At 74.7% G+C, this 22,050-nt stretch carries 23 protein-coding genes; 11 read left to right on the forward strand and 12 right to left on the reverse strand.

Features of this window, described 5'->3' with window-relative positions:
- Nucleotides 1–128 precede the first annotated feature (128 nt).
- Nucleotides 129–1,412: a tetratricopeptide repeat protein gene (locus ABEA04_RS12530; protein ID WP_345458822.1), complete on the forward strand. Its 1,284-nt coding sequence runs from the start codon at nt 129–131 to the stop codon at nt 1,410–1,412.
- 110 nt (nt 1,413–1,522) lie between these two features.
- Here the strand turns inward: ABEA04_RS12530 and ABEA04_RS12535 are convergent, their stop codons facing one another.
- The 3 genes from ABEA04_RS12535 to uvrA form a co-directional block, all read right to left on the reverse strand.
- A complete protein-coding gene (locus ABEA04_RS12535; protein ID WP_345458824.1) occupies nt 1,523–1,954 on the reverse strand; it encodes a Rieske (2Fe-2S) protein in 432 nt (143 codons plus the stop codon).
- Nucleotides 1,951–2,481 (reverse strand): Rieske (2Fe-2S) protein, encoded by a 531-nt coding sequence (locus ABEA04_RS12540; protein ID WP_345458827.1) that lies wholly within the window; start codon nt 2,479–2,481, stop codon nt 1,951–1,953. Before ABEA04_RS12540 ends, ABEA04_RS12535 begins: the two co-directional genes overlap by 4 nt.
- A gap of 145 nt (nt 2,482–2,626) precedes the next feature.
- Nucleotides 2,627–5,638, reverse strand: coding sequence for an excinuclease ABC subunit UvrA (gene uvrA, locus ABEA04_RS12545; RefSeq protein ID WP_345458829.1), 3,012 nt, complete (start codon nt 5,636–5,638; stop codon nt 2,627–2,629).
- A 112-nt stretch (nt 5,639–5,750) separates the two neighbouring features.
- Between uvrA and ABEA04_RS12550 the strand changes: the two genes are divergently transcribed.
- Both ABEA04_RS12550 and ABEA04_RS12555 read left to right on the forward strand, forming a co-directional pair.
- Entirely contained in the window at nt 5,751–6,494 is a 744-nt protein-coding gene (locus tag ABEA04_RS12550; protein WP_345458831.1) for a maleylpyruvate isomerase family mycothiol-dependent enzyme, read from the forward strand.
- A gap of 45 nt (nt 6,495–6,539) precedes the next feature.
- Nucleotides 6,540–7,220 carry an MBL fold metallo-hydrolase gene (locus tag ABEA04_RS12555; RefSeq protein ID WP_345458833.1) on the forward strand — a complete coding sequence of 227 codons (681 nt, stop codon included), beginning with the start codon at nt 6,540–6,542 and terminating at the stop codon, nt 7,218–7,220.
- 111 nt (nt 7,221–7,331) lie between these two features.
- Here ABEA04_RS12555 and ABEA04_RS12560 read toward each other — a convergent pair whose 3' ends face one another.
- Nucleotides 7,332–7,853 (reverse strand): hypothetical protein, encoded by a 522-nt coding sequence (locus ABEA04_RS12560; RefSeq protein WP_345458835.1) that lies wholly within the window; start codon nt 7,851–7,853, stop codon nt 7,332–7,334.
- A 226-nt stretch (nt 7,854–8,079) separates the two neighbouring features.
- On the reverse strand, nt 8,080–8,754 hold the full coding sequence (locus ABEA04_RS12565) for an SDR family oxidoreductase (protein WP_345458837.1): 675 nt from the start codon (nt 8,752–8,754) through the stop codon (nt 8,080–8,082).
- A gap of 24 nt (nt 8,755–8,778) precedes the next feature.
- On the opposite strand from ABEA04_RS12565, the gene ABEA04_RS12570 reads away from it, so the two are divergent.
- The 4 genes from ABEA04_RS12570 (at nt 8,779) to budC (ending at nt 12,134) form a co-directional block, all read left to right on the forward strand.
- On the forward strand, nt 8,779–9,627 hold the full coding sequence (locus ABEA04_RS12570; protein WP_345458839.1) for an alpha/beta fold hydrolase: 849 nt from the start codon (nt 8,779–8,781) through the stop codon (nt 9,625–9,627).
- Nucleotides 9,628–9,884: 257 nt separating this feature from the next.
- Nucleotides 9,885–10,511 carry a hypothetical protein gene (locus ABEA04_RS12575; RefSeq protein ID WP_345458840.1) on the forward strand — a complete coding sequence of 209 codons (627 nt, stop codon included), beginning with the start codon at nt 9,885–9,887 and terminating at the stop codon, nt 10,509–10,511.
- 49 nt (nt 10,512–10,560) lie between these two features.
- On the forward strand, nt 10,561–11,229 hold the full coding sequence (locus tag ABEA04_RS12580; RefSeq protein WP_345458843.1) for a hypothetical protein: 669 nt from the start codon (nt 10,561–10,563) through the stop codon (nt 11,227–11,229).
- A 71-nt stretch (nt 11,230–11,300) separates the two neighbouring features.
- A complete protein-coding gene (gene budC / locus ABEA04_RS12585; protein WP_345458845.1) occupies nt 11,301–12,134 on the forward strand; it encodes a meso-2,3-butanediol dehydrogenase in 834 nt (277 codons plus the stop codon).
- A 166-nt stretch (nt 12,135–12,300) separates the two neighbouring features.
- On the opposite strand, the gene ABEA04_RS12590 is transcribed toward budC, so the two are convergent.
- Both ABEA04_RS12590 and ABEA04_RS12595 read right to left on the reverse strand, forming a co-directional pair.
- Complete coding sequence (locus tag ABEA04_RS12590) at nt 12,301–13,344, reverse strand: LLM class F420-dependent oxidoreductase (RefSeq protein WP_345458847.1); 1,044 nt, start codon at nt 13,342–13,344, stop codon at nt 12,301–12,303.
- Between the two features lie 36 nt (nt 13,345–13,380).
- Nucleotides 13,381–14,268, reverse strand: coding sequence for a LysR family transcriptional regulator (locus ABEA04_RS12595; RefSeq protein ID WP_345458849.1), 888 nt, complete (start codon nt 14,266–14,268; stop codon nt 13,381–13,383).
- Nucleotides 14,269–14,371: 103 nt separating this feature from the next.
- Between ABEA04_RS12595 and ABEA04_RS12600 the strand changes: the two genes are divergently transcribed.
- Complete coding sequence (locus ABEA04_RS12600; protein WP_345458851.1) at nt 14,372–15,280, forward strand: SDR family oxidoreductase; 909 nt, start codon at nt 14,372–14,374, stop codon at nt 15,278–15,280.
- A gap of 25 nt (nt 15,281–15,305) precedes the next feature.
- Here the strand turns inward: ABEA04_RS12600 and ABEA04_RS12605 are convergent, their stop codons facing one another.
- Nucleotides 15,306–15,623: a helix-turn-helix domain-containing protein gene (locus tag ABEA04_RS12605; RefSeq protein ID WP_345458853.1), complete on the reverse strand. Its 318-nt coding sequence runs from the start codon at nt 15,621–15,623 to the stop codon at nt 15,306–15,308.
- A 39-nt stretch (nt 15,624–15,662) separates the two neighbouring features.
- Between ABEA04_RS12605 and ABEA04_RS12610 the strand changes: the two genes are divergently transcribed.
- Nucleotides 15,663–16,085 (forward strand): VOC family protein, encoded by a 423-nt coding sequence (locus tag ABEA04_RS12610; protein ID WP_345458855.1) that lies wholly within the window; start codon nt 15,663–15,665, stop codon nt 16,083–16,085.
- Between the two features lie 173 nt (nt 16,086–16,258).
- On the opposite strand, the gene ABEA04_RS12615 is transcribed toward ABEA04_RS12610, so the two are convergent.
- Nucleotides 16,259–17,038 (reverse strand): maleylpyruvate isomerase family mycothiol-dependent enzyme, encoded by a 780-nt coding sequence (locus ABEA04_RS12615; protein ID WP_345458857.1) that lies wholly within the window; start codon nt 17,036–17,038, stop codon nt 16,259–16,261.
- An 82-nt stretch (nt 17,039–17,120) separates the two neighbouring features.
- Here ABEA04_RS12615 and ABEA04_RS12620 point away from each other — a divergent pair, with 82 nt between their 5' ends.
- Nucleotides 17,121–17,954: an oxidoreductase gene (locus ABEA04_RS12620; protein ID WP_345458859.1), complete on the forward strand. Its 834-nt coding sequence runs from the start codon at nt 17,121–17,123 to the stop codon at nt 17,952–17,954.
- A 95-nt stretch (nt 17,955–18,049) separates the two neighbouring features.
- Here ABEA04_RS12620 and ABEA04_RS12625 read toward each other — a convergent pair whose 3' ends face one another.
- Together ABEA04_RS12625 and ABEA04_RS12630 are read right to left on the reverse strand one after the other, a co-directional pair.
- Nucleotides 18,050–18,652 (reverse strand): ClpP family protease, encoded by a 603-nt coding sequence (locus tag ABEA04_RS12625; RefSeq protein WP_345458861.1) that lies wholly within the window; start codon nt 18,650–18,652, stop codon nt 18,050–18,052.
- On the reverse strand, nt 18,649–19,242 hold the full coding sequence (locus ABEA04_RS12630; RefSeq protein ID WP_345458863.1) for an ATP-dependent Clp protease proteolytic subunit: 594 nt from the start codon (nt 19,240–19,242) through the stop codon (nt 18,649–18,651). The genes ABEA04_RS12625 and ABEA04_RS12630 overlap by 4 nt, the downstream gene beginning before the upstream one ends.
- 100 nt (nt 19,243–19,342) lie before the next feature.
- Between ABEA04_RS12630 and map the strand changes: the two genes are divergently transcribed.
- Complete coding sequence (map, locus tag ABEA04_RS12635) at nt 19,343–20,110, forward strand: type I methionyl aminopeptidase (RefSeq protein WP_345458864.1); 768 nt, start codon at nt 19,343–19,345, stop codon at nt 20,108–20,110.
- A gap of 507 nt (nt 20,111–20,617) precedes the next feature.
- Here map and ABEA04_RS12640 read toward each other — a convergent pair.
- Nucleotides 20,618–22,027, reverse strand: a complete 1,410-nt coding sequence (locus tag ABEA04_RS12640) for a hypothetical protein (protein ID WP_345458865.1) — start codon at nt 22,025–22,027, stop codon at nt 20,618–20,620.
- Nucleotides 22,028–22,050 lie beyond the last annotated feature (23 nt).

Here is a 22,050-nt window from a genome sequence, read left to right on the forward strand (position 1 = left end):
GCTCGGGTCGGGGCGCCTCAGGGTGGACGGGTGCTTGGGGTCGGCCTGACCCGCCCCCGCGCGCCAGCCTCCCTCGCGCTGGGCGTGGCGGCTCGCGCGGGTCAAGTCTATTGATCTAGTCTGCTTTGGTGACCTTGCGTGACCGGTACGGACTGCGGCTGACGACCACCGCCGAGGCGGCGGCGGTCTACACGCGTGGGCTGGACGACGTCCTCGCCCTGCGCACGGGCGGGGTGGAGGCGCTGGCCACGTCCGTCGTGCTCGACCCGACGTTCGCACTCGGGCACGCCGCGCTCGCGCTCGCCGGCCACGACCTGTGCATCGACGTCGACGTCGCCGCGCGGCTCGCCGACGCCGAGCGGCTCGCCGCGGCGCCGGGCCTCACCGACCGCGAGCGCAGCCACGTGCACGCCGTGGCCGCACACGTGCGGGGCGACCACCGCCCGCTCGTCGACCACCTCGCCGCGCACCCCCTCGACGCGCTGCTGCTCACCGCCGCCGTGCCGACCATCGCCTTCGCCGGTGTCACCGAGGTCCCCGAGGAGGCGTGGGCGATCGTCGAGACCGCGCGCCCCGCCTACGGCGACGACTGGTGGTTCAGCGGCCTGCTCGCCTTCGTGCGGCAGGAGCAGGGCCGCTTCGAGGAGGCCTTCGACCTCTCCTGTCGCTCGCTCGCCGAGCACCCGGGCGCCGGGCACTCCGCGCACGCCCGCGCCCACGTGCACTACGAGACCGGCGACCACCACGCCGGCCTCGACTGGATGGACGCCTGGGTCGTCGGCGACGGCGCCCGCACCCAGAGCCTGAGCCACTTCTCGTGGCACGCGGCCCTGCACGAGCTCTCGCTCGGCGACCTCGACGCCGTGCGCCGACGCTACGAGACCCAGCTGCGCCCCGAGGACGCCGCCGGCTGCCGCGCCCTCGTCGACACCGGATCGCTGCTGGTGCGCTGGGCGCTGACCCCGCACGCCGAGCGCGTCCCCGGGCTGGACGACGTCGTCGCCGTCGCCGGCCGACCGACCCTGACCCGTCCCGCGACGCCCTTCCTCGGCATGCACGCCGCCGTCGTCCTGCTCGCGCTCGGCGACCGCGCCGGCCTGGTCTCGCTGGCAGGCTGGGCCGGCGACCACGACCACCCGGTGCACCGCGACGTCGTCGCCCCGCTCGCTCGCGCGCTCGGGATGATCGCGGCCGGCCGCCCCTCGGCCGGCGCCGCCGCCCTCGCGACGCTCGAGTCGTCGCTGTGGCGGGTCGGCGGCTCCGACGCCCAGCGCGAGCTGGTCGAGGAGGTGCGGATCGCCGCCCTGCTGCGCGCCGACCGCTGGGACGAGGCCCGTCTGCTCATCGACCGCCGCCTCGACCGGCGTCCGAGCCCCCGCGACGCCGCCTGGCGGCTCAGCACCACCGGCTGAGCATCGACGCACCGATCGCCCGAACCGTTCGATCGAACGGTTCAGGCGACCACAGCGCGCCACCAGCCGGCCGAACCGTTCAATTGAACGGAACCGTTGTCCGGCTGGGCTCAGGCCGCGACGACCTGGCCGTCCTTGACCTCGACGGCGACCTCGGGGAGGGGCTGGGTGGCGGGGCCCTGGACGACGGAGCCGTCCTCGATGCTGAAGATGCTGCCGTGGTTGGGGCAGATGATGCCCTGCTCGGTGGGCGCGTTGACCGTGGTGCCCTGGTGGGTGCAGGCGGCGGAGTAGGCCTTGAACTCGCCCTCGGTGGGCTGCACGAGCACGATGTTCTGGTCGCCGATGACGATGCCGCCGCCGACGGGCACCTCGGAGACCGCGGCCAGGCCGGCCCCCGACTCGGGCGCCGCGCCGTCGCCGCCGGAGCCGCCGTCGTCGCCACCGCCGCACGCCGCCAGCGCGAAGGCCGCGCCGAGGGCGCCGAAACCCTGGAAGGCGACCCGGCGGGTGACCAGCGCGTCGACCTGACGGCGGCTCACGAGAGCACCACCTGGTCGCCGTCGACCTCGAAGTCGATCGTCGGCAGCGGCGAGGGGGCCGGTCCGCCGAGGACGTCGCCGGTGGTGATGTCGAAGACGCTGCCGTGGCAGGGGCACACGATGCCGTCGGCGCTGATCTGGGTCACCGCGCACCCGCTGTGCGTGCACGTGGTGGTGAAGACGTGGACGTCGCCCTCGGTGGGCTGGGTGACCACGACCCGGTCGGAGGCGATGATGACGCCGCTGCCGACCGGGACGTCGGCGGTGGAGACCACCCCCGCGGCGGCCGGCTCGCTCGTGGCCTCGGTGGCCTCGTCGCTCGGCTCGGCCGACGTCGACGGCTCGGCCGGGGTCGACCCCGCCGTGGCCGACGAGCTGGACGAGGAGCTGGCCGAGGGGCTGGCCGGGTCGGAGGCGCTCGAGGACGGGCTGCCGTCGTCGCCGCACGCGGCGAGCACCGGCAGCGCGAGGCCGGTGCCGGCCGCGCCGGCGAGTGCGCGGCGTCGGGTCACGGGGGGTGTGGTCACGACAGGCTCCTGGGGGACGGCGTCGAGGAAGTAGTTGAAGAACACACTAGTCGCGCAGATGAGAGGAGCATGAGAACCGGCTGGGAGGGGCCCAGGGATCCCCCATCCGACCCGGTCCGGCCCGGTTCGGACGGTCGAGTCCGGCCTACCCGCGCGACGCGGTGCGCTTCGCGGTCGTCTTCCTCGCGGGCGCCGAGGCGGCCGCCGCCTTCTTCGCCGCCGCCCGCTTGATCCCCGCCTTCGTGGTCGGCTCCGGGGGCTTCGGCGCGGCCCGCTTGCGCGTGGGCTGCTTGGCCTCGCGGCCCTCGAGCAGCGGGCGCAGGAACCGGCCGGTGTGGCTGGCGTCGTTGCGGGCGACGTCCTCGGGAGTGCCCTCGGCGACGAGCGTGCCGCCGCGCGAGCCGCCCTCGGGACCCATGTCGATCAGCCAGTCGGCGGTCTTGATGACGTCGAGGTTGTGCTCGATGACGAAGACCGAGTTGCCGGCGTCGACGAGCCGTCCGAGCACCAGCAGCAGCTTGCGGATGTCCTCGAAGTGCAGGCCGGTCGTGGGCTCGTCGAGCACGTAGACCGTGCGGCCGGTGGAGCGCTTCTGCAGCTCGGCCGACAGCTTGACCCGCTGGGCCTCGCCGCCCGACAGCGTGGTGGCCGGCTGCCCGAGCCGCACGTAGCCCAGGCCCACCTCGACCAGCGTCTTCATGTGCCGCGCGATCGCGGGGACGGCGGCGAAGAAGTCGACCGCCTCCTCGATCGGCATGTCGAGCACCTCGGCGATGGTCTTGCCCTTGTAGTGCACCTCGAGCGTCTCGCGGTTGTAGCGCGCGCCGTGGCAGACCTCGCACGGCACGTAGACGTCGGGCAGGAAGTTCATCTCGATCTTGATCGTGCCGTCGCCGGAGCACGCCTCGCAGCGACCGCCCTTGACGTTGAAGGAGAACCGGCCCTGCTGGTAGCCGCGCATCTTGGCCTCGGGCGTGGCTGCGAACAGCTTGCGGACGTGGTCGAAGACGCCGGTGTAGGTGGCCGGGTTGGAGCGCGGCGTGCGCCCGATCGGCGACTGGTCGACGTGGATGACCTTGTCGACGTGCTCGAGGCCGGTGATCGTGCGGTGGCGGCCCGGCACGGCGCGGGCGTGGTAGATCTGCTTGGCCAGCGAGGTGTAGAGGATGTCGTTGACCAGGGTCGACTTGCCCGAGCCCGAGACGCCGGTGACGGCGACGAACATGCCGAGCGGGAACGAGACGTCGAGGTTGCGCAGGTTGTGCTCGCGAGCACCGAGCACCTTGAGCTCGCGGCCCACCGTGCGCGGACGGCGCACCTCGGGCACCGGGATCTCGCGGCGCCCCGAGAGGTACTCCCCCGTCATCGAGTCGGGGTGCTCGTAGAGGTCCTTCACGGTGCCGCTGTGCACGACCTGGCCGCCGTGCTCGCCGGCGCCCGGACCGATGTCGACCACCCAGTCGGCGGTGCGGATCGTGTCCTCGTCGTGCTCGACGACGATGAGGGTGTTGCCGAGGTCCTTCAGCCGCACGAGGGTCTCGATGAGCCGCTGGTTGTCGCGCTGGTGCAGGCCGATCGACGGCTCGTCGAGCACGTAGAGGACGCCGACCAGCCCGGCGCCGATCTGGGTGGCGAGCCGGATGCGCTGGGCCTCGCCGCCCGAGAGCGAGCCCGAGGGCCGGTCGAGGGAGAGGTAGTCGAGGCCGACGTCGAGCAGGAACCGCAGCCGCTCCTGGATCTCCTTGAGCACCCGCTCGCCGATCTGGCGCTCGCGGGCGGTGAGCTCGAGGTCGCGGAGGTACTCGGCGGTCTCGTTGATGGGCAGCGCGCAGATCTCGGCGATGTTCTTGCCGCCCGCCTCGCGCGCGCCGAGGGTGACCGCCATCGAGACCGGCTTGAGGCGGCTGCCCGAGCACGCGGGGCACGGCACCTCGCGCATGTAGCCCTCGAACCGCTCGCGCCCGGCGTCGGACTCGGAGTCGCGGTGCTTGCGCTCGATCCAGGTGCGGGCGCCCTCGAAACGGGTGTCGTAGGCCCGCTGGCGGCCGTAGCGGTTGCGGGTGACGACGTGGATCTTGGTGGGGTGGCCGTCGAGCAGCGAGCGCTGCGCCCGCGGCGGCAGGTTCTCCCACGGGGTGTTGAGGTCGAAGCCGAGCTCTTCCCCGAGCGCGTGCATGAGCTTGAGGAAGTAGTCGGCCACCGTGGCGTGGCTCCACGGCTGGATGGCGCCCTCGCCGAGCGTGGCGGTGACGTCGGGGACGACGAGCTCGGGGTCGACCTCCATGCGGGTGCCGAGGCCGCTGCACACCGGGCAGGCGCCGAACGGGGAGTTGAAGGAGAACGAGCGCGGCTCGAGCTCGTCGGTGTCGATGGGGTGGTCGTTGGGGCACGCCATGCGCTCGCTGAACCGCGCCTCGCGCTCGGGGTCCTTCGCGTCGCGGTCGACGAAGTCGAGGACGACGAGCCCGCCGGCGAGGTTGAGCGCGGTCTCGACCGAGTCGGTGAGCCGTCGCTTGGCCGACCCCTTGACCGCGATGCGGTCGACGACGACCTCGATGGTGTGCTTGAGCTTCTTGTCGAGCGCGGGCGGCTCGTCGAGGGTGTGGATGGCGCCGTCGACCCGCACCCGGCCGAAGCCCTGGGTCTGCAGCTGGCGGAACAGCTCGACGTACTCGCCCTTGCGGCCCCGGATGACGGGCGCCAGCACCTGGAACCGCAGCCCCTCCTCCATCGCCATGACGCGGTCGACGATCTGCTGCGGCGTCTGCCGCTCGATGGGCGCGCCGCAGGTGGGGCAGTGCGGCCGCCCGGCGCGCGCGAAGAGCAGGCGCAGGTAGTCGTAGACCTCGGTGATGGTGCCGACGGTCGAGCGCGGGTTGCGCGAGGTGGACTTCTGGTCGATCGAGACCGCGGGCGAGAGGCCCTCGATGAAGTCGACGTCGGGCTTGTCCATCTGCCCGAGGAACTGGCGGGCGTAGGCCGACAGCGACTCGACGTAGCGGCGCTGCCCCTCGGCGAAGATCGTGTCGAAGGCCAGGGACGACTTGCCGGAGCCCGACAGGCCCGTGAACACGATCAGGGAGTCGCGCGGCAGGTCGAGCGAGATGTCCTTGAGGTTGTGCTCGCGGGCACCGCGGATGATGAGCTGATCGGCCACGGTTCCACCCTAGGTGCCGCCTCCGACAACCGACCTCCCCCGGCCGACGGGCGGGCCCGCACCACCGGGTGACCTGACCCCGTCCGTCGGTGGCGTGCGTCACGATGGGCGCGTGCACCCCCAGGACGACGCCGCGCCGCCCACCACCCCGCCCGTCCTCGACGTGCCGCCCGGGCTGGGCGTCGACCTCCAGGAGGCGACGCAGCGGCTGGTGCGCACGGTCGACGGACTGACCGACGACGACCACCGCGGGCCCTCCCTGCTGCCCGGCTGGACCCGCGCGCACGTGGTGGCCCACCTCGCGCTCAACGCCGAGGCGCTCGTCGAGGCGCTGGACGGCGTCCTGGCCGGTGAGCCGGTGCCGATGTACGTCTCGCAGGAGGCGCGCGACGCCGACATCGAGGCGCTGGCCGCGGCCGACCCGGCGACCCTGCGCGGGCGTCTGTTCGCCGGCGGCACCCGGCTGGGCGACGCCCTCGCCGGCCTCGACGGCGCGCCGCTCGAGACGGCCGCCACCGTCGTCCGCCGCACCGCCGACGGCGAGCGCACCTTCCTGGCCGGCGAGGTCGTGCTGATGCGGCTGCGCGAGGTCGAGATCCACCACGTCGACCTCGACGCCGGCCACGGCCGCGACGCCTGGCCGCCCACCTTCTCCTCGCTGCTGGTCGACGACCTGCGCGGGCGCACCGCGGCGACCCTCGTCCTCACCGACCTCGACCGGCGCTACGAGGCGGACGCCGGCGAGCCCACCGTCAGCGGCACCGCCGCCGACCTCGGCTGGTGGCTCTCCGGACGTGGTGACGGCGCCGGCCTGACCTGCGACCTCGGCCCCGTGCCGCCCGTCGCGGCCTGGTGAGCCGCGCCGGGGCCGGTGTCACCGGCGCGGGCTAGCGTGCCGGGCATGAGCGACTACACCGGAGCCGTGACGGTCGGCGGCGGCGCCGACGTCCGCGAGCTGACCCACCTGACCATCACCAAGGTCGCCGTCGACCCCGAGATGAGCAACAACGCCTACCTGCTGCGCTGCCGTCACACCGGCGACCAGCTGCTCGTCGACGCCGCCGCCGAGCCCGACACCCTGCGCGAGGTGGTCGGCGACGGCGGGCTGGCCACCATCGTGACCACCCACCAGCACTGGGACCACCACCGCGCGCTGGCCGACCTCGCCGGCGAGACCGGGGCCGAGGTCGCCGCAGGCGAGCCCGACGCCGACGCCGTCAGCGAGCAGACCGGCGTCCAGGTCACGCGGCGGCTGAACCACGGCGACACCGTGGCCGTCGGCGACTGCACCCTCGAGGTCATCGCCCTGGCAGGGCACACCCCCGGCTCGGTCGCGCTGCTCTACGACGACACCGCCTCGGGCGGGCACCCGCACCTGTTCACCGGCGACTCGCTGTTCCCCGGTGGCGTGGGGGGCACGTTCGGCGACGCGGCGGCCTTCGCCCAGCTCATCGACGAGGTCGAGCACAAGGTCTTCGACCGGCTGCCCGACGACACGTGGTTCTACCCGGGTCACGGCGCCGACTCCACGCTCGGTGCCGAGCGCGGCGACCTGCCCGCCTGGCGCGAGCGCGGCTACTGACCTCCCGACCCCGTGACCCGCACGGCCCCATGACCGGGTCACCGGACAGGGCCGGCCCGATCGGACGGTGAGCGGGCCGGCCCTGCCGGTGGGGGGAGAGGGAGAGGAGCCTCAGGCGGCGCGGTCGGTCGTGCCGGGCTCGGCCGGCCGTGCGTCGTCGGAGTCGGGGACCGCGACGCCGGAGTCGACGAGCACGCGGCGTCCCATCGTCGGCCGGCCCACCTCGGGGTCGAGCCGCAGGCCGTTGTAGCGGGCGAAGAGACCGAGGGCCTCGAGGTCGGGGCGGGTGTCGGAGCCGAGGTGGTCGAGCAGGTCGCGCTGCGTCAGGTCGGCGGCCACCGCGATCGCCAGGGCGGTGGCGCCGTGCCGCTGCATCCAGAGCCACTGCGTGAAGGGACCGATGCCGTGCCGGGCCGCCCGCTCCACGACCAGGCGTGCCTGGTCGCGTGGGACGCCGTCGGCCACGAGCGCGTCGAGCACATCGGCCGGGGTCGCCGCGGCCGGGTTCTGGTTGACCACGCGGCGCCGCCGTCCGGCCGCGCGGTCGCGGCCCTGACGGGTGCCGGTGCCACCGGCGACGAGCGAGGACAGGGTCACGGCGCTGACCAGGCCGATCACGATCAAGACGATCACGGGGGCCGTCCTTCCTGCCGCCGCGCCGGGGGACGCGGTCGGGAGCGAGCGAGGGGGGTGGGGGGAGGGTGGGTCGTCGTCGGCCCGCGTCCCTGCCACACGGACCGACGACGATCACCCGACACCAGGAACCTCGGCCACCCATGAGGGTGACTTGAGCCTCGGCGCGCGGCGCCGCGTCACCGGCCGCGTCACCGGCCGCGTCTCCGGCCGCGTCGCCAGGGGCTCAGCCCTCGTAGGCCACCTCGGTGCGCCAGTCGTCGCCCACGGCGCCGTCCTGGTCGACGGCGGCGAGGATGGCGGCCGCGACCCGGGCCGGGGTGAACGGGCCGTCGTCGGACAGGGTGCCGCGCACGGTGACCGACACCGCGCGGATGCCGTCGTCGCGCAGCGTCGCGTCGATGCTGTGCACGAGGTTGCGCACGCCGGCCTTCTGCACGCCGAGCGACGCCGCCCGGTGCCACGGCCGGTCGGCGGCCATGCTGCCGGTCACGGTGACGCGGCTGCCCTCGCGCAGGAACGGCCGCGCGGCCTGGACGACGGTGAGCAGCGAGCCGACGCCGAGCAGCACGTCCTCGAGCAGCTCGTGCGGCTCGAGCTCGAGCGGGTCCTTCTCGCGGAAGGCGCTGGGGTTGAAGTGCAGGACGTCGACGGGCCCGACCCGCTCGCCGAGCCCGGCCACCGCGGCCCGCGCGGCGACGGCGTCGGTGAGGTCGGCGAGCGCGACGTGGGCGGTGCCCCCGGCGGCGCGGATCTCGTCGGCGACCGCCTCGACGGTGCCGCGGTCGACGCCCAGCAGCCCCACCGCGTGACCCTGCTGGGCCAGCAGCCGGGCGACGGACCCGCTGACCCCGGGGCCGGCCCCGGTGATGATGGCGCCACCGCGCTCCGCATCGCTCATCCGGGCAGCCTAGGGTGGGCCGCCGTGACGGCGTCCGAGCACACGAGCGAGCACCCGTCGCTGCACACGACGGAGGTCGGGGCGGCCGACGGCTCCGGCGAGCGCGTCGTCTTCCTGCACGGCCTGTTCGGCCAGGGCCGCAACTTCACCCAGATCGCCCGGGCGCTCGAGCCCGGCCTGCGCTCGCTGCTGGTCGACCTGCCGAACCACGGTCGCTCGGCCTGGACCGGCACGGTCGCCTACCCCGCGGCCGCCGACGCCGTGGCCGCGACGCTGCGCGCCGGGTTCGCCGCCGACGGTCCGGTGCACCTCGTCGGCCACTCGATGGGCGGCAAGGTGGCGATGACGCTGGCGCTGCGCCACCCCGACCTCGTGCGGCGGCTCGTGGTCGTCGACATCTCACCGGCCGTGAGCGAGGGCGAGAGCGAGTTCGGCCACCTGCTCGACAGCCTCGCCGCCCTCGACCTCCGCGCCGTCGAGCGCCGCGCCGACGCCGACCGGCTGCTCACCGAGCCGATCCCCGACGCCCGGGTGCGCGGCTTCCTGCTGCAGAACCTGCGCTCGGCCTCCCCCGAGACGGACTCGGACGACGTCCGCTGGCGTTGGCAGGCCGACCTGGCCCTGCTGCGGCGCGAGCTGCCCGCCATCGCCGGCTTCCCGGACGCCGCCGAGCTCGGCGAGCCGTTCGACCACCCGGTGCTGTGGGTCGCCGGCGAGCGCTCCCCCTACGTGCGCCCCGAGCACGCCGCGACGATGCGTCGGCTCTTCCCGCGCACCACCCAGGTGACCATCAAGGACGCCGGCCACTGGGTGCACTCCGAGCAGCCCGACGCCTTCGTCTCGGCCCTCCGCGTCTTCCTCCGCGCCGGCTGAGCCGAGCCAAGCCGCGCCGTGCCGAGCCGCGCCGCGCCGCGCCGCGCCGCGCCGCGCCGTGCCGAGCCGTGCCGTGCCGTGCCGTGCCGTGCCGTGCCGACGAAACTGCGGGTTCTTCGACGAAGGTTCGTCGCAGAACCCGTAGTTTCACCACTCAAGTGGTGAAACTGCCGCCGACGCGGCGACAGATCCGAGCGGCGCGGGGGAACCGGCGCGTCGGCGGTTTCGTCGCAGCGGGCATGGACAACGATCAGCGCATGAGCAAGCGCAACCTGGTCATCGGCGCCGTCACCTCGGTCGTCATCGTGGCGGTCGCCCTGGTGCTGGCGCTGGTCGTCATCCCGCGGCTCGGGGGCGGTGAGGTCGAGCTGCCCGAGGAGGTGGGGGGCCTGACGGCGCTCGACGAACTGGTCCCGCCGGGCGCGGACGACGACCCCGAGGCGCAGGACCGCGCGGCCGAGAACCGCGCCCGCCAGGAGGACTCGCGCGAGTACTCGGCCGAGAAGATCTCCGAGATCTTCGACGGGGCCGACGCGGACCAGCGGTCCTACGCCGACCCCGACACGATCGACCCGATCTACACCGTGATTGCGGTGGCCGCCGACGCCGGCCCGCTGCTGGTCTCCAACGGCTTCCCCGACCCGGAGTACCTCGGTCTGGCCCTGCCGCGCGAGGAGTGGTTCGAGCAGGGTGACGCCGAGTGCGTGGGCACCCGCCTCGAGACGGTGCCGGCCGGCGAGGAGCCGACCGAGGAGCAGCGGGCCTTCGGCTTCCTGGTCTGCCAGCGCTCGTCGGGCTCGCTCTCGGTGCGCGTCTCGGTGAACGACGGCGACGTCGACGCCGCCGTCGACCTCCTCGACGCGGTCTATACCGACCTCGACTGATCCGGCCGATCGCGCCGCACGGCGCGCGCCGCGGTGCTGTGATCGGCGCATGGGGAACCTGCCCGACTGGGTCTACGGACTGATCGTGTGGATCGGCGGCTGCGTCGTCGTCGGCGGGGGCCTCGCCCTGTGGCGCCGGCTGCGCCTGCGCCGACTCGAGCGGACGACGTCCGCCCGGGGCTGGCGCTACCGGGCCGAGGCGCCCGAGCTGGTCGGCGTCTCGCAGGGCCCGCCCTTCGGCCCGCTCGGCGCGAGGGTCACCGGCGTGGTCGAGGGACGCGAGCACGGCCGGGAGTTCGTGGCGTTCCGCTACCAGCGCGACGACCCGAGCAGCGGTGAGGGGACGTCGACGTCGCGCTTCGGCGTTGTCGCGTTCCCGCTGCCCTTCAGTGGTGTGCCCGTCGTCCACGTCTCCACCCGCGCGGACGCGGCCGCCTGGTCGCTGCCCGCCTGGCAGCCCGCGCCGACCGGCCTCGAGGCGTTCGACCGCGAGCGCACCGTGCTCACCACCCGGCCCGAGACCGCCCGGGCGCTGCTGACCCCCGCGCTCGCCGAGCTGGTCCTCGCCCACCCGGCCTGGGTCTGGCGCGTCGACGACCACGCGCTGCTGGTGCTGCGCCGCAGGCGGGAGTTCGACGCCGCCGAGCTGGAGCGGGTGGTGGCGTTCGGCGCCGCGGTGCTCGACCACCTCGAGCCCGCGCTGCGCGCCTCGCACTAGCCCCCAGCCACCAGCCCCCAGCCACCCGGCCGGGCGGAACATCGCGCCCGTCCGGCCGCGTTGGGGTCGTCATGAGCGAGACCAGCCAGTCCAGCCAGTCCAGCCAGTCCAGCCAGTCCAGCCAGAGGCCCGGGACGACGTCCAACCGCTACGCCTTCGACGGCCGCACGGTGCTGGTCACCGGCGGCGGCAGCGGCATCGGCCGCGCCATCGCCGAGGCCTTCCTGGCCAACGGCGCGAACGTGGCCGTGGCCGGACGACGCCGCGACAAGCTCGAGGAGACCCTGGCCGGGCACTCGGAGGCCGCGACGCTGGCGGTCGAGGCCGACGTCTCGGACGACGCCTCGGCCGCGGCCATGGTCGCCGCGGTCGTGGAGCGGTTCGGCTCGCTCGACGTCGTGGTCAACAACGCCGCGGCCTACACGCACGGCGAGTTCCTCGACCTCGACCTCGACGGCTGGGAGGCGATCCGCTCGGCCAACATCGACGGGTTCGTGCACGTCGCCCGGCACGCGCTGCCCGAGCTCGAGCGTTCCGGCGGCAACCTGGTCGTCGTCGGGTCGGTCTCGGGCATGCGCGGCGACTGGGGCCAGGCGGCCTACAACGCCACCAAGGCCGCGATCATGAACTTCGTGCAGTCGCTGGCGCTCGACTACGGCCCGCGCGGCGTGCGCCTCAACGCGGTCGCTCCGGCCATGACCTACACCCCCGTCACCGCCGGCGCGGCCGACGACCCCGAGACCCTCGCCAAGGCCGAGAACCGGGTCGCCCTCGGTCGCATCGGGCAGCCCGAGGACGTCGCCCCCGCCGTCCTGTTCCTCGCCAGCGACGACGCCCGCTACGTCACCGGCGCCTGGCTCGCCGTCGACGGCGGCACCTCGGCGTCCACCGGCCAGGCGCACTGAGCCCCCGAGACCCGCCACCGCCCGCGTCGATGTCATACGTCGGCCGGCCGCCGTCCCCGGGCGACTAACTCACCGTCCGAGCCACTTCCCCGCCCGGACACGGGCGGGTAGGTGGACGTCGAGGTGAGGTAGTGCTGGCGCGGCGGCCGGACGGGGTCGCCGCGCGTCAGGCCAGCAGCGCGGCGACCCGGTCGATCTCCTCGACCGAGCCGAGGCTGAGCATCAGCGTGGTGACGCCGGTGGCCTCCCACGCGGCGACCTTCTCGAGCACCTCGCCCCGCTCGCCGACGATGTGCATGTCGTCGACCAGCTCGTCGGGGACGAGCGCGGTGGCCCGGTCCTTCTCGCCGCCCAGGTAGAGCTCCTGCACCTCGCGGGCGAGGCTCTCGTAGCCCATCCGCACGAAGACCTGGTTGTGGAAGTTGGCCTCCTTCGCGCCCATGCCGCCCATGTAGAGCGACACCACGGGCCGGAGGGCGTCGAGCACGCGGGCCTTCTCGTCGGCGTCCGCCACCACCTGCAGGTGGCAGGTGGCGGCGATCTCGAAGTCGTCACGGGTGCGCCGCGCGCCGGGCCGGGCGAAGCCCTCGTCGAGCCACGGCCGGTACATCTCCGCCGAGCGCGGCGTGTAGAAGATCGGGATCCAGCCGTCGGCGATCTCGGCGGTCTGGGCCACGTTGCGCGGCCCCTCGGCACCGAGCCAGATCGGGACGTCGGCGCGCAGCGGGTGCACGATCGGCTTGAGCGGCTTGCCCAGCCCGGTCGCGCCCGGGCCGCGGTAGGGCAGCGGGTGGTGGGGGCCGTCGTTGGTCACCGGCCCCTCGCGCCGCAGCACCTGCCGCACGATGTCGACGACCTCGCGGGTGCGGGCGAGCGGCTTCTCGAAGGGCTGGCCGTACCAGCCCTCCACCACCTGCGGCCCGCTCACGCCCATGCCCAGCACGACCCGTCCGCCGCTGAGGTGGTCGAGGGTCAGGGCGTGCATGGCGATCGAGGTCGGCGTCCGGCCCGACATCTGCACGATCGAGGTGCCGAGGCGGATGCGCGTGGTCTCACGGCCCCACCAGGCCAGCGGCGTGAACGCGTCGGAGCCCCAGGCCTCCGCCGCGAAGACGGCGTCGAAGCCCGCCGCCTCGGCCGCCCGCACCCGCTCCCCCACGCCCTCGGGGGGCTGCGCGCCCCAGTAGCCCAGCTGCAGACCCAGTCTCATGGCGTCACTCTGGCAGCCGTCGAGCCGTCGTCGCGCTCAGGCGCGCACCAGCTCGTCGCCGGTGAGGTGGCGTCGCGCGAGGGCGGCGAACGCGGCCACGAGCGGGCCGGTCTCGCCCGCCCGCACCGCCAGCACGGTCGGCACCGGGTCGAGGCCGTCGACCGGCACCGTGGTCAGGTCGCGCCGCAGCAGGCCGTCGGGCCCCGGGTCGGGCATCAGGGTCAGCGCCTCGCCCGCGGCGACCAGCTCGAACTTGTCCTCCCGCTCGCCGGCCGGCGGGCCGTCGGGGGCGCGGCTGCCGTCGGGGCGCGGGTCGACGCGCCAGAAGGCGTCGCGCACGGGATCGGCCGAGCGCACCAGCGGCTCGTCGGCGAAGTCGGCCAGCACCACCCGCTCCCGCGCGGCCAGCGGGTGGTCGAGCGGGACGACGAGCACCCGGCCACGCTCGTGCAGCACCTCGACCTCGAGACCGTCGTCGACGAACGGTCCGCGACCCAGCACCACGTCGGCGCGACGCTCGAGCAGGGCGGGGCGGACGTCGTCCCAGGCCACGTGCGCGGTGACGACGTCGGCGTCGGGGTGCTGCTCGCGCAGGTGGCGCACGAGACCGGTCACGACGAGGTCGCCCGCCCAGCCGACGACGAGGCGGCGCGGCGAGGCGGCGGCGCGCGCCTCGGAGACCGCCGCCTCGGCCGCGCGCAGCAGGCCGAGCGCGTGGGGCAGGAAGGCGCGGCCGGCCTCGGTGAGCGTGCTGCCCTGTGCCGTGCGGTCGAGCAGCCGGGCGCCGACCAGCTGCTCGAGGCGTCGCACCTGCCGGCTGAGGGAGGGCTGCGCCACGAGCAGCGCCTGGGCCGCCCGCCCGAAGTGCCCGTGCTCGGCGACGGCCGCGAAGTAGCGCACGAGGCGCAGGTCGAGGTCGGGCACCTGACCACGGTAGCCCCGCTGACCTGGCCTCATGCCCGAGGTGCATCGCGCGGTGCCGAACGGGACCTGTAACCGGAACATCTCTCCACCTAGCGTCGGCGGCATGAAGATCTACGTCACCGGAGCCTCCGGGTTCATCGGCTCGAGCCTCGTCCGCGACCTCGTCGCGGCCGGCCATCACGTCACCGGCCTCGCCCGCTCCGACCGCGGCGCCGCGGTCGTCGAGGCCGCGGGCGGCGCCGTCCACCGCGGCGACCTCGCCGACCTCGACAGCGTCGTCGCCGGCGTCGGCGACGCCGACGGCGTCGTCCACCTCGCCTTCAGCCACGACGACATGAGCCAGATCCACGCCAACGGGCAGCGCGACCTCGCCGTCGTCGAGGCGCTCGGCACCGAGCTCGAGGGCAGCGGTCGCGCGCTCGTCGTCACCTCCGGCAGCGCGCTGGTGGCCGGCTCCGGCTCCCCCGCCGACGAGGACACCGCCGTCGACGCCTCCGGCGGCGTCGGCGCCGCCCGCGGACCCTCGGAGGAGCTGACGCTCGCCCTGGCCGACCGCGGCGTGCGCTCGAGCCTGGTGCGGCTCGCGCCGTCGGTGCACGGCGACGGCGACACGCACGGCTTCGTCCCCACGCTGGTGCGCCTCGCCCGCGAGCGCGGCGTCTCGGGCTACGTCGGCGAGGGGGCCAACGTGTGGCCCGCCGTCCACCGGCTCGACGCCGCGCGGCTCTACCGGCTCGCCATCGAGTCCGGCCCCGCCGGCATGCGGTGGCACGCGATCGCCGAGGCGGGCGTACCGGTGCGCGAGATCGCACAGGCGGTCGGGGACGCCGTCGGCGTGCCGACGACCTCGATCGACCCCGCCGACGCGGCCGACCACTTCGGCTGGATCGCCGGCTTCGCGACGGTCGACAACCCGGTCTCGTCGACCCGCACCCAGCAGCTGCTGGGCTGGCAGCCGACCGGCCCGACCCTGCTCGAGGACATCCGGGCCGGGGTCTACGACGGGGTGTGAGCCGGCGGGCCGAGCGGACCTGACGTCAGGCGGCCAGCGCCAGCGGGCCGGTCGGACGTGCGGCGAGGGTGCGGGTCACCCGCAGCGTCAGGTCGACCAGCCGCAGCCCGAGCGCACCGGAGACCGCGCCGAGCATCTCCGAGCTGGGCTCCTTGAGGCCGCGCTCGACCTCGGAGAGGTACTGCACCGACATGCCGGCCCGGCCGGCGACGTCGGCGAGGGTGCGCTCCTGGGCCTGTCGCTCCTCGCGCAGCTCGCGACCCACCGCCTGGCGCCACAGCGGCTCGGGCGCGGCGGGCTCGGGCCGGTGCTCGGGGTGCGGGAACGCGATCAGCTCGCCCATGACCCGAGGGTAGTCCTGGATCGGTGGCAGGGTGGGGCGATGCGTGGACGTCGACGCGGTGACGCGTCCGAGGACCGGTGGCAGCGGCGCGACTGGTGGAACGTCGTCCTCGACAGCCCCGACCCGCACGCGCTGGCCGCGTTCTACTCCGCGCTGCTCGGCTGGCCGCTGTGGCTGCCCGAGGGGCAGACCGAGCCCGACCCCGGCGGAGCCGCGATCGATCCCGGCGAGGGCGTCGGCGGCATCGCGTTCCAGCTCGACGAGGACTACGTGCGCCCGGCCTGGCCCGCTCCCCCGGGGTCGCAGCGGATGATGATGCACCTCGACCTGCAGGTCGACGACCTCGCCGAGGCCGTCGCCCACGCGGTCGAGCTCGGCGCCGAGGTCGCCGACCACCAGCCGCAGGACGACGTCCGGGTCATGCTCGACCCCGACGGTCATCCGTTCTGCCTGTACACGTGAACGGTGGCGGGTCTCGAGGCTCGGCCGTGGCCGGCCTCGCACCTCGACCACCGTCAGGCGGTCCGGCCCCGACGATGGTCGAGGTGCGAGGAGCCCTGGCGACGAGCCTCGAGACCACCGGCCGTCCACGCGAACCCGACCACGGACCCTGAGCCTGTCGAAGGGCCCCGACGTCAGAATCCCGGGAAGACCCGGCGCAGGTCGTCGAGGGTGACGTTGCCGGTGACCTGGACGTCGTCCGGGGTGTGCTCCGGGCCGAGGCGGCCGGCGAGCAGCCGCGCGGCGGCCTCGTCGGACGCCGTGAGGGTGGCGGTGGGCGCGAGCGGCGCCTCGTCATCGAGCACGACCGACTCGCCGATGCTCAGGCCGCGGCCGGCGAAGGCGATGACGGCGGTGTCGGCGAGCTGGTCGGGCTGGCCGGCCCAGCCGAGCACCGACTGCAGCGGGCCGGCGTACAGGTCGAGGGCGAGCGCGGCGGGCTCGGGGTCGATGGTGGCCTGCGGCGACTGGCCGGCGACGACGTCCCAGGCATGCAGCGTGACCTCGTTGAACCGCAGTCCGGTGGCGACCACGAGCGGCACCGGGGCGGGCAGGAAGCCGAGGTCGACGGTGACGGTGTCGCGCTCGGCGTCGCCGAGGGCCTCGAGGGTGGTGACAAGCCGCTCGTCGTGCTCGACGAACCCGGCGACCTGCTCGGCCGGCGTCATCGCGTTCCAGCGGTCCCAGACGGCCTGGTTGTCGGCCTGCGGGGGCGTCGTCCCGCCCGCGGCCGCGGCGATCGGGCGCAGCGAGATCTCGGCGCCGCTGCCGAGGTGCGAGACGACGTCGCAGACCCGCCACTCCGAGGCCGCGCTGGGGCCGATGAGCACCTCCTCGTCGAGGGCGGTGACGACCTCGACGAGCCGGTCGTGCTGGTCGCGGAGCGAGAGGATGACACGGTCGACGAGGCGCATCCCTCGATCGTAGGGCGGCCCCCTGCGGCCGACACCCCCGTCGGGTGGAACGCCCGCCGGGCCGGAGATCGAGACTGGAGCGGTGAAGACTCTCAGCGACGTCAACCGCATGGGCTACGGCGCCATGCAGCTCAGCGGCCCGCACATCTTCGGGCCGCCCGCCGACCGTGACGAGGCCGTGCGCGTGCTCCGTCGGGCCGTCGAGTGGGGCGTCGACCACATCGACACCAGCGACTACTACGGCCCCTACGTCACCAACGAGATCGTGCGCGAGGCGCTGGCGCCCTACGACGACCTCGTGCTGGTCACCAAGGTCGGCGCCCGGCGCGACGAGAAGGGCGACTGGCTGCCGTGGTTCGAGCCCGAGGCGATCCGCCAGGCCGTCCACGACAACCTCGAGCGGCTCGGCACCGACCGTCTCGGTGCGGTCAACCTGCGGATCATGGACGGCCACGAGGGCCCGATCGCGCCGCAGTGGGAGGTGCTGGCCGAGCTGCGGTCGGAGGGGCTGATCGGCGAGCTCGGCCTCTCGACCGTCACCGCCGAGCACCTCGCCGAGGTGCGCGACATCGCCCCGGTGGCGTGCGTGCAGAACCTCTACAACATCGCCCAGCGCGACGACGAGGCGCTCATCGCCCAGCTGGCCGACGAGGGCATCGCCTACGTGCCCTACTTCCCGCTCGGCGGCTTCACCCCGTTCGACCTCACCGAGCTGGACGCCGTCGCGCAGAAGTACGACGCCACCGGCCGCCAGGTCGCGCTGGCGTGGTTGCTGCAGCACGCCCCCAACATCCTGCTGATCCCGGGCACCAGCTCGGTCGCGCACCTGGAGGAGAACCTGGCCGCCGCCGACCTCACCCTCGACGCGGACGACGTCGCCCGGCTCGACGCGCTGCACCCGCCGGCCGCGGGCTGACGTCGTCCGGCCCTCGGCTGGCCGCCGCCGCTCAGCGGTCTCGAGGCTCCTGCGCTCGCGGTTCCCGAGCCGGTCGAAGGGCGCTCCGGAGCACCTCAACCACCGGTGAGCTTGCGGCTCTCGAGCACCGCGTCGGCGACGCCGTACTCCACGGCCGCCGGCGCGGTGAGCACGAGGTCGCGGTCGGTGTCGGCGCGCAGCCGCTCGACCGGGACGCCGGTGTGGTGGCTGAGCAGCTGCTCCATCTCGGCGCGCAGCCGCACGATCTCCTTGGCCTGCACGGCGAGGTCAGGCAGCGTGCCCTGGCCGCCGCCGGCCGGCTGGTCGAGGACGACGCGCGCGTGGGGCAGCAGCGTGCGGCGTCCGGTCTCGCCGGCGGCCAGCAGCAGCGCGGACGCCGAGCCGACCTGGCCCACGCACGTCGTGGCGACCGGGCTGCGCACGAACTGCAGGGTGTCGTAGATCGCCAGCACCGCGGTCACGCTGCCGCCCGGGGAGTTGAGGTAGAGGCTGATCGGCCGGTCGGGGTCGTCGGACTCCAGGTGCAGCAGCTGGGCGATGACGACGTTGGCGACGCCGTCGTCGACCTCGGTGCCGAGGTAGACGATGCGGTCGGTCAGCAGCCGGCTGTAGACGTCGACCGCGCGCTCCCCGCGCACGGTGCGCTCGACGACGCTGGGGATCGTGTACTGGCTCATGCCGGCACCCCGAACGCGATGCCCTGCCGCGACGGCACGACCGAGGCGACCTCGGTGAGGACGTGGTCGACGAAGCCGTACTCGCGGGCCTCCTCGGCGGTGAACCACCGGTCGCGCAGCGCGTCGCGCTCGACCTGCTCGACGGGCCGGCCGGTGTGCTCGGCGGTGATGCGCATCATCACGTTCTTCATGTGCTCGAGGTTCTCGGCCTGGATCTCGATGTCGACCGCGGTGCCGCCGATGCCGGCCGAGCCCTGGTGCAGCAGGATCCGGCTGTTCGGCAGCGCGTAGCGCTTGCCCGGCGTGCCGGCGGTGAGCAGGAACTGCCCCATGCTGGCGGCCAGGCCCATCGCCAGCGTGGCGACGTCGTTGGGGATCAGCCGCATCGTGTCGTAGACGGCGAGCCCGGCCGAGACCGAGCCGCCGGGGCTGTTGACGTAGAGGCTGATGTCGCGGTGCGGGTCCTCGGCCGAGAGCAGCAGCAGCTCGGCGCAGATGCGGTTGGCGATCTCGTCGTCCACCTGCTGGCCCAGCACGATGATCCGCTGGTGCAGCAGCCGGTCGGCGGCGCTCGAGGGTGTCGTGGTCATGTCGTCCAGCGTGGACGGCGGCCGCCCGGCGTCCCAGCGTTTCCGCCTCAGGCGGATCCGCCGTCGGCGGAGGCCACGGGCACGCCCTAGCCTGGGAGGCGTGATCGAGCTCAGGACCCCCCGCCAGATCGAGGAGATGCGGCCCGCCGGCCGCTTCGTCGCGTCGGTGCTGACCGCGCTGCAGGACAAGGCCGACGTCGGGGTCAACCTGCTCGAGCTCGACGCCCTGGCCCACTCGATGATCCGCGAGGCCGGCGCCGAGTCGTGCTACATCGACTACCACCCCTCGTTCGGCGCGTCGCCGTTCGGCAAGGTGCTGTGCACCTCGGTCAACGACGCGGTGCTGCACGGCCTGCCCTTCGACTACGACCTGCAGGACGGCGACCTGGTCTCGGTCGACTTCGCGGCCTCCGTCGACGGCTGGGTGGCCGACTCGGCCGTCTCGTTCGTGGTCGGCACCCCCCGCGAAGGCGACCTCGAGCTGATCGCCACCACCGCGAAGGCCCTCGACGCCGCCATCTCGTGGGCCCGCCCGGGCAACCGGCTCGGTGACATCTCCAACGCCATCGGCGAGGTGGCGCGCGAGGCCGGGCTGAGCGTCAACCTGCAGTTCGGCGGCCACGGCGTCGGCCGCACGATGCACGGCGACCCCCACGTGCCCAACGACGGCCGCCCCGGCCGCGGCCTGCGCCTCAAGCCCGGCCTCGTCATCGCGATCGAGCCCTGGTTCCTGCAGACCACCAACCAGATCTACACCGACCCCGACGGCTGGACCCTCCGCAGCGAGGACGGCTCCCGCGGCGCCCACAGCGAGCACACCGTCGCGATCACCGACGAGGGCCCGCTCGTCCTGACCGCGCGGGACTGAGGCGGGTCGGCCGGCTGGGTTGGTTGCCGGGTTGGCTGGGTTGGCTGGGCCTGGGCGGCGGTGCGTGAGTTACCGGATCGGCGTCCGGAACGGTAACCAGCTCACCGCTCCCCCGCGTCGAGCCTGGGCGGCGGTGCGTCAGCTACCGAACCGGCGTCCGGAACGGTAACCAGCTCACCGCTCCCCCGCTTCGAGCCAGGACGGCGGTGCGTCAGCTACCGAACCGGCGTCCGGAACGGTAACCAGCTCACCGCTCCCCCGCTTCGAGCCAGGACGGCGGTGCGCGAGTTACCGAACCGGCGTCCGGAACGGTAACTGGCTCACCGCTCCACCGGGTCTGGCCGAGGCGGCGGTGCGTGAGTTACCGGATCGGCGCCCGGAACGGTAGATGGCTCACCGCTGCCTGGGGTCTAGCCGGGGCGGCGGTGCGTGAGTTACCGAATCGGCGTCCGGAACGGTAACCAGCTCACCGCTCCCCCGCGTCGAGCCTGGGCGGTGCCGAGCCGGCTAGCGGGCGCGGCGGACGGCGCCGCCGACGGCGTCCGGGCGGCCGCTAACGCGCTGGCGCGCGCGGGCGCGGGTGGCGCGGACCCGGTCACGGATGCCAGCGACGCGGGCGCGCGCGCGGGTGCGCACGCCCCGGGCGCGGTCGCGGACGCGGGCGACGGCCCGGCGGGCGGGCGCGAGGGCCCCGGCGGCGGCACGGCGCAGCGATCGGACGGCGGCGCGCACCAGGCGCGTGAGGGCGCGGCCCCACCGCCGCACCAGGTCGGTGGCCAGGCGGTCGATGCGGGCCAGCCAGCGGCCGAGCCCGCGGAGCGCCGTCCCCAGCGCCCGGAGCGGCCAGAGCAGGGCGCGGCCGACCGAGCGGAGGACGACGCCGAGCCCGCTCCAGGCGGCGCCGAGCAGCCGGGCGACCTGCTTCAGCGGCCACACGAGCACCCGGCCCGCCGCGCCGAGCGCGGCGGACAGCCCGGTCCACACGGCCGCGAGGGCCCGACCGAGCAGGCGCAGCGGTGCGGTGAGCGCCGTGCCGGACCAGCGGAGCACGACCCCGAGCCCGGTCACCGCCGCGGAGAGCAGCGCCCCGAGCCGGCGCACCGGCCACGCCAGCGCGCGTCCGGCGGCCCGCAGGACGGCGACGAGCCCCGCCCACACCGCGGCCGCACCGCTCGCGAGCAGCCTCAGCGGCGCCGTCAGCACCCGACCCAGCCCCCGCAGCAGCGCACCGAGCCCCGCCCAGACGGCAGCGAGACCGCGCCCGAGCAGCCGCACCGGCGCGGTGAGCGCCCGACCGACCCAGCGCAGGACGGCGCCCGCGCCGGTGAGGACCGCCTCGAGCAGCCGGCCGACCTGACGCACCGGCCAGACCAGCGCCCGGCCGAGGCCGCGCAGGCCCGCCACGAGACCGGCCCACCCCGCCGACAGCGCCCGTCCGAGCAACCGCACCGGCGCCGAGAGGACGGCGCCCACGCCACGCACCACCGCGCTCGCGCCCCGGCGGATCATCGCGCCGGCCCCGGCGACGACCCGGCCGACCCACCGCACGGGCGCGGACGCCGCTCGCGCGAGCCACGCGCCGAGGCCCTGCAGGCCGCGTCCGGCCCAGCGGAAGGGCGCCGTCGTCCCGCGCACGGCTGTGGTGACGAGGGCCTTGAGGGCGTCGGTGACGGCGACCCAGGCGGCCACCGTCCACACGATCGGCAGCTCCCACAGGGCCGGCGGGCGCTCGTCGACCGCGACGTCGTCGTCCCGGGCGGGCGGCTCGTACGGCTCGTACGCCTCGACCGCCGCCTGTGCCTCGGGCCCTGCCTCGGGCCCTGCCTCGGGCCCTGCCTCGGACGCCGCCTCGGACGCCGCCTCGGGCGGGTCGGCCATCACGGCCACGTCGGTCCGGTCACGTCGCAGCCAGCGCATGCGTCACCCTCCCTGTCGGCCGA

Origin of the sequence: Nocardioides marinquilinus (assembly GCF_039543705.1) — a bacterium.
GTDB classification, from domain to species: domain Bacteria; phylum Actinomycetota; class Actinomycetes; order Propionibacteriales; family Nocardioidaceae; genus Nocardioides; species Nocardioides marinquilinus.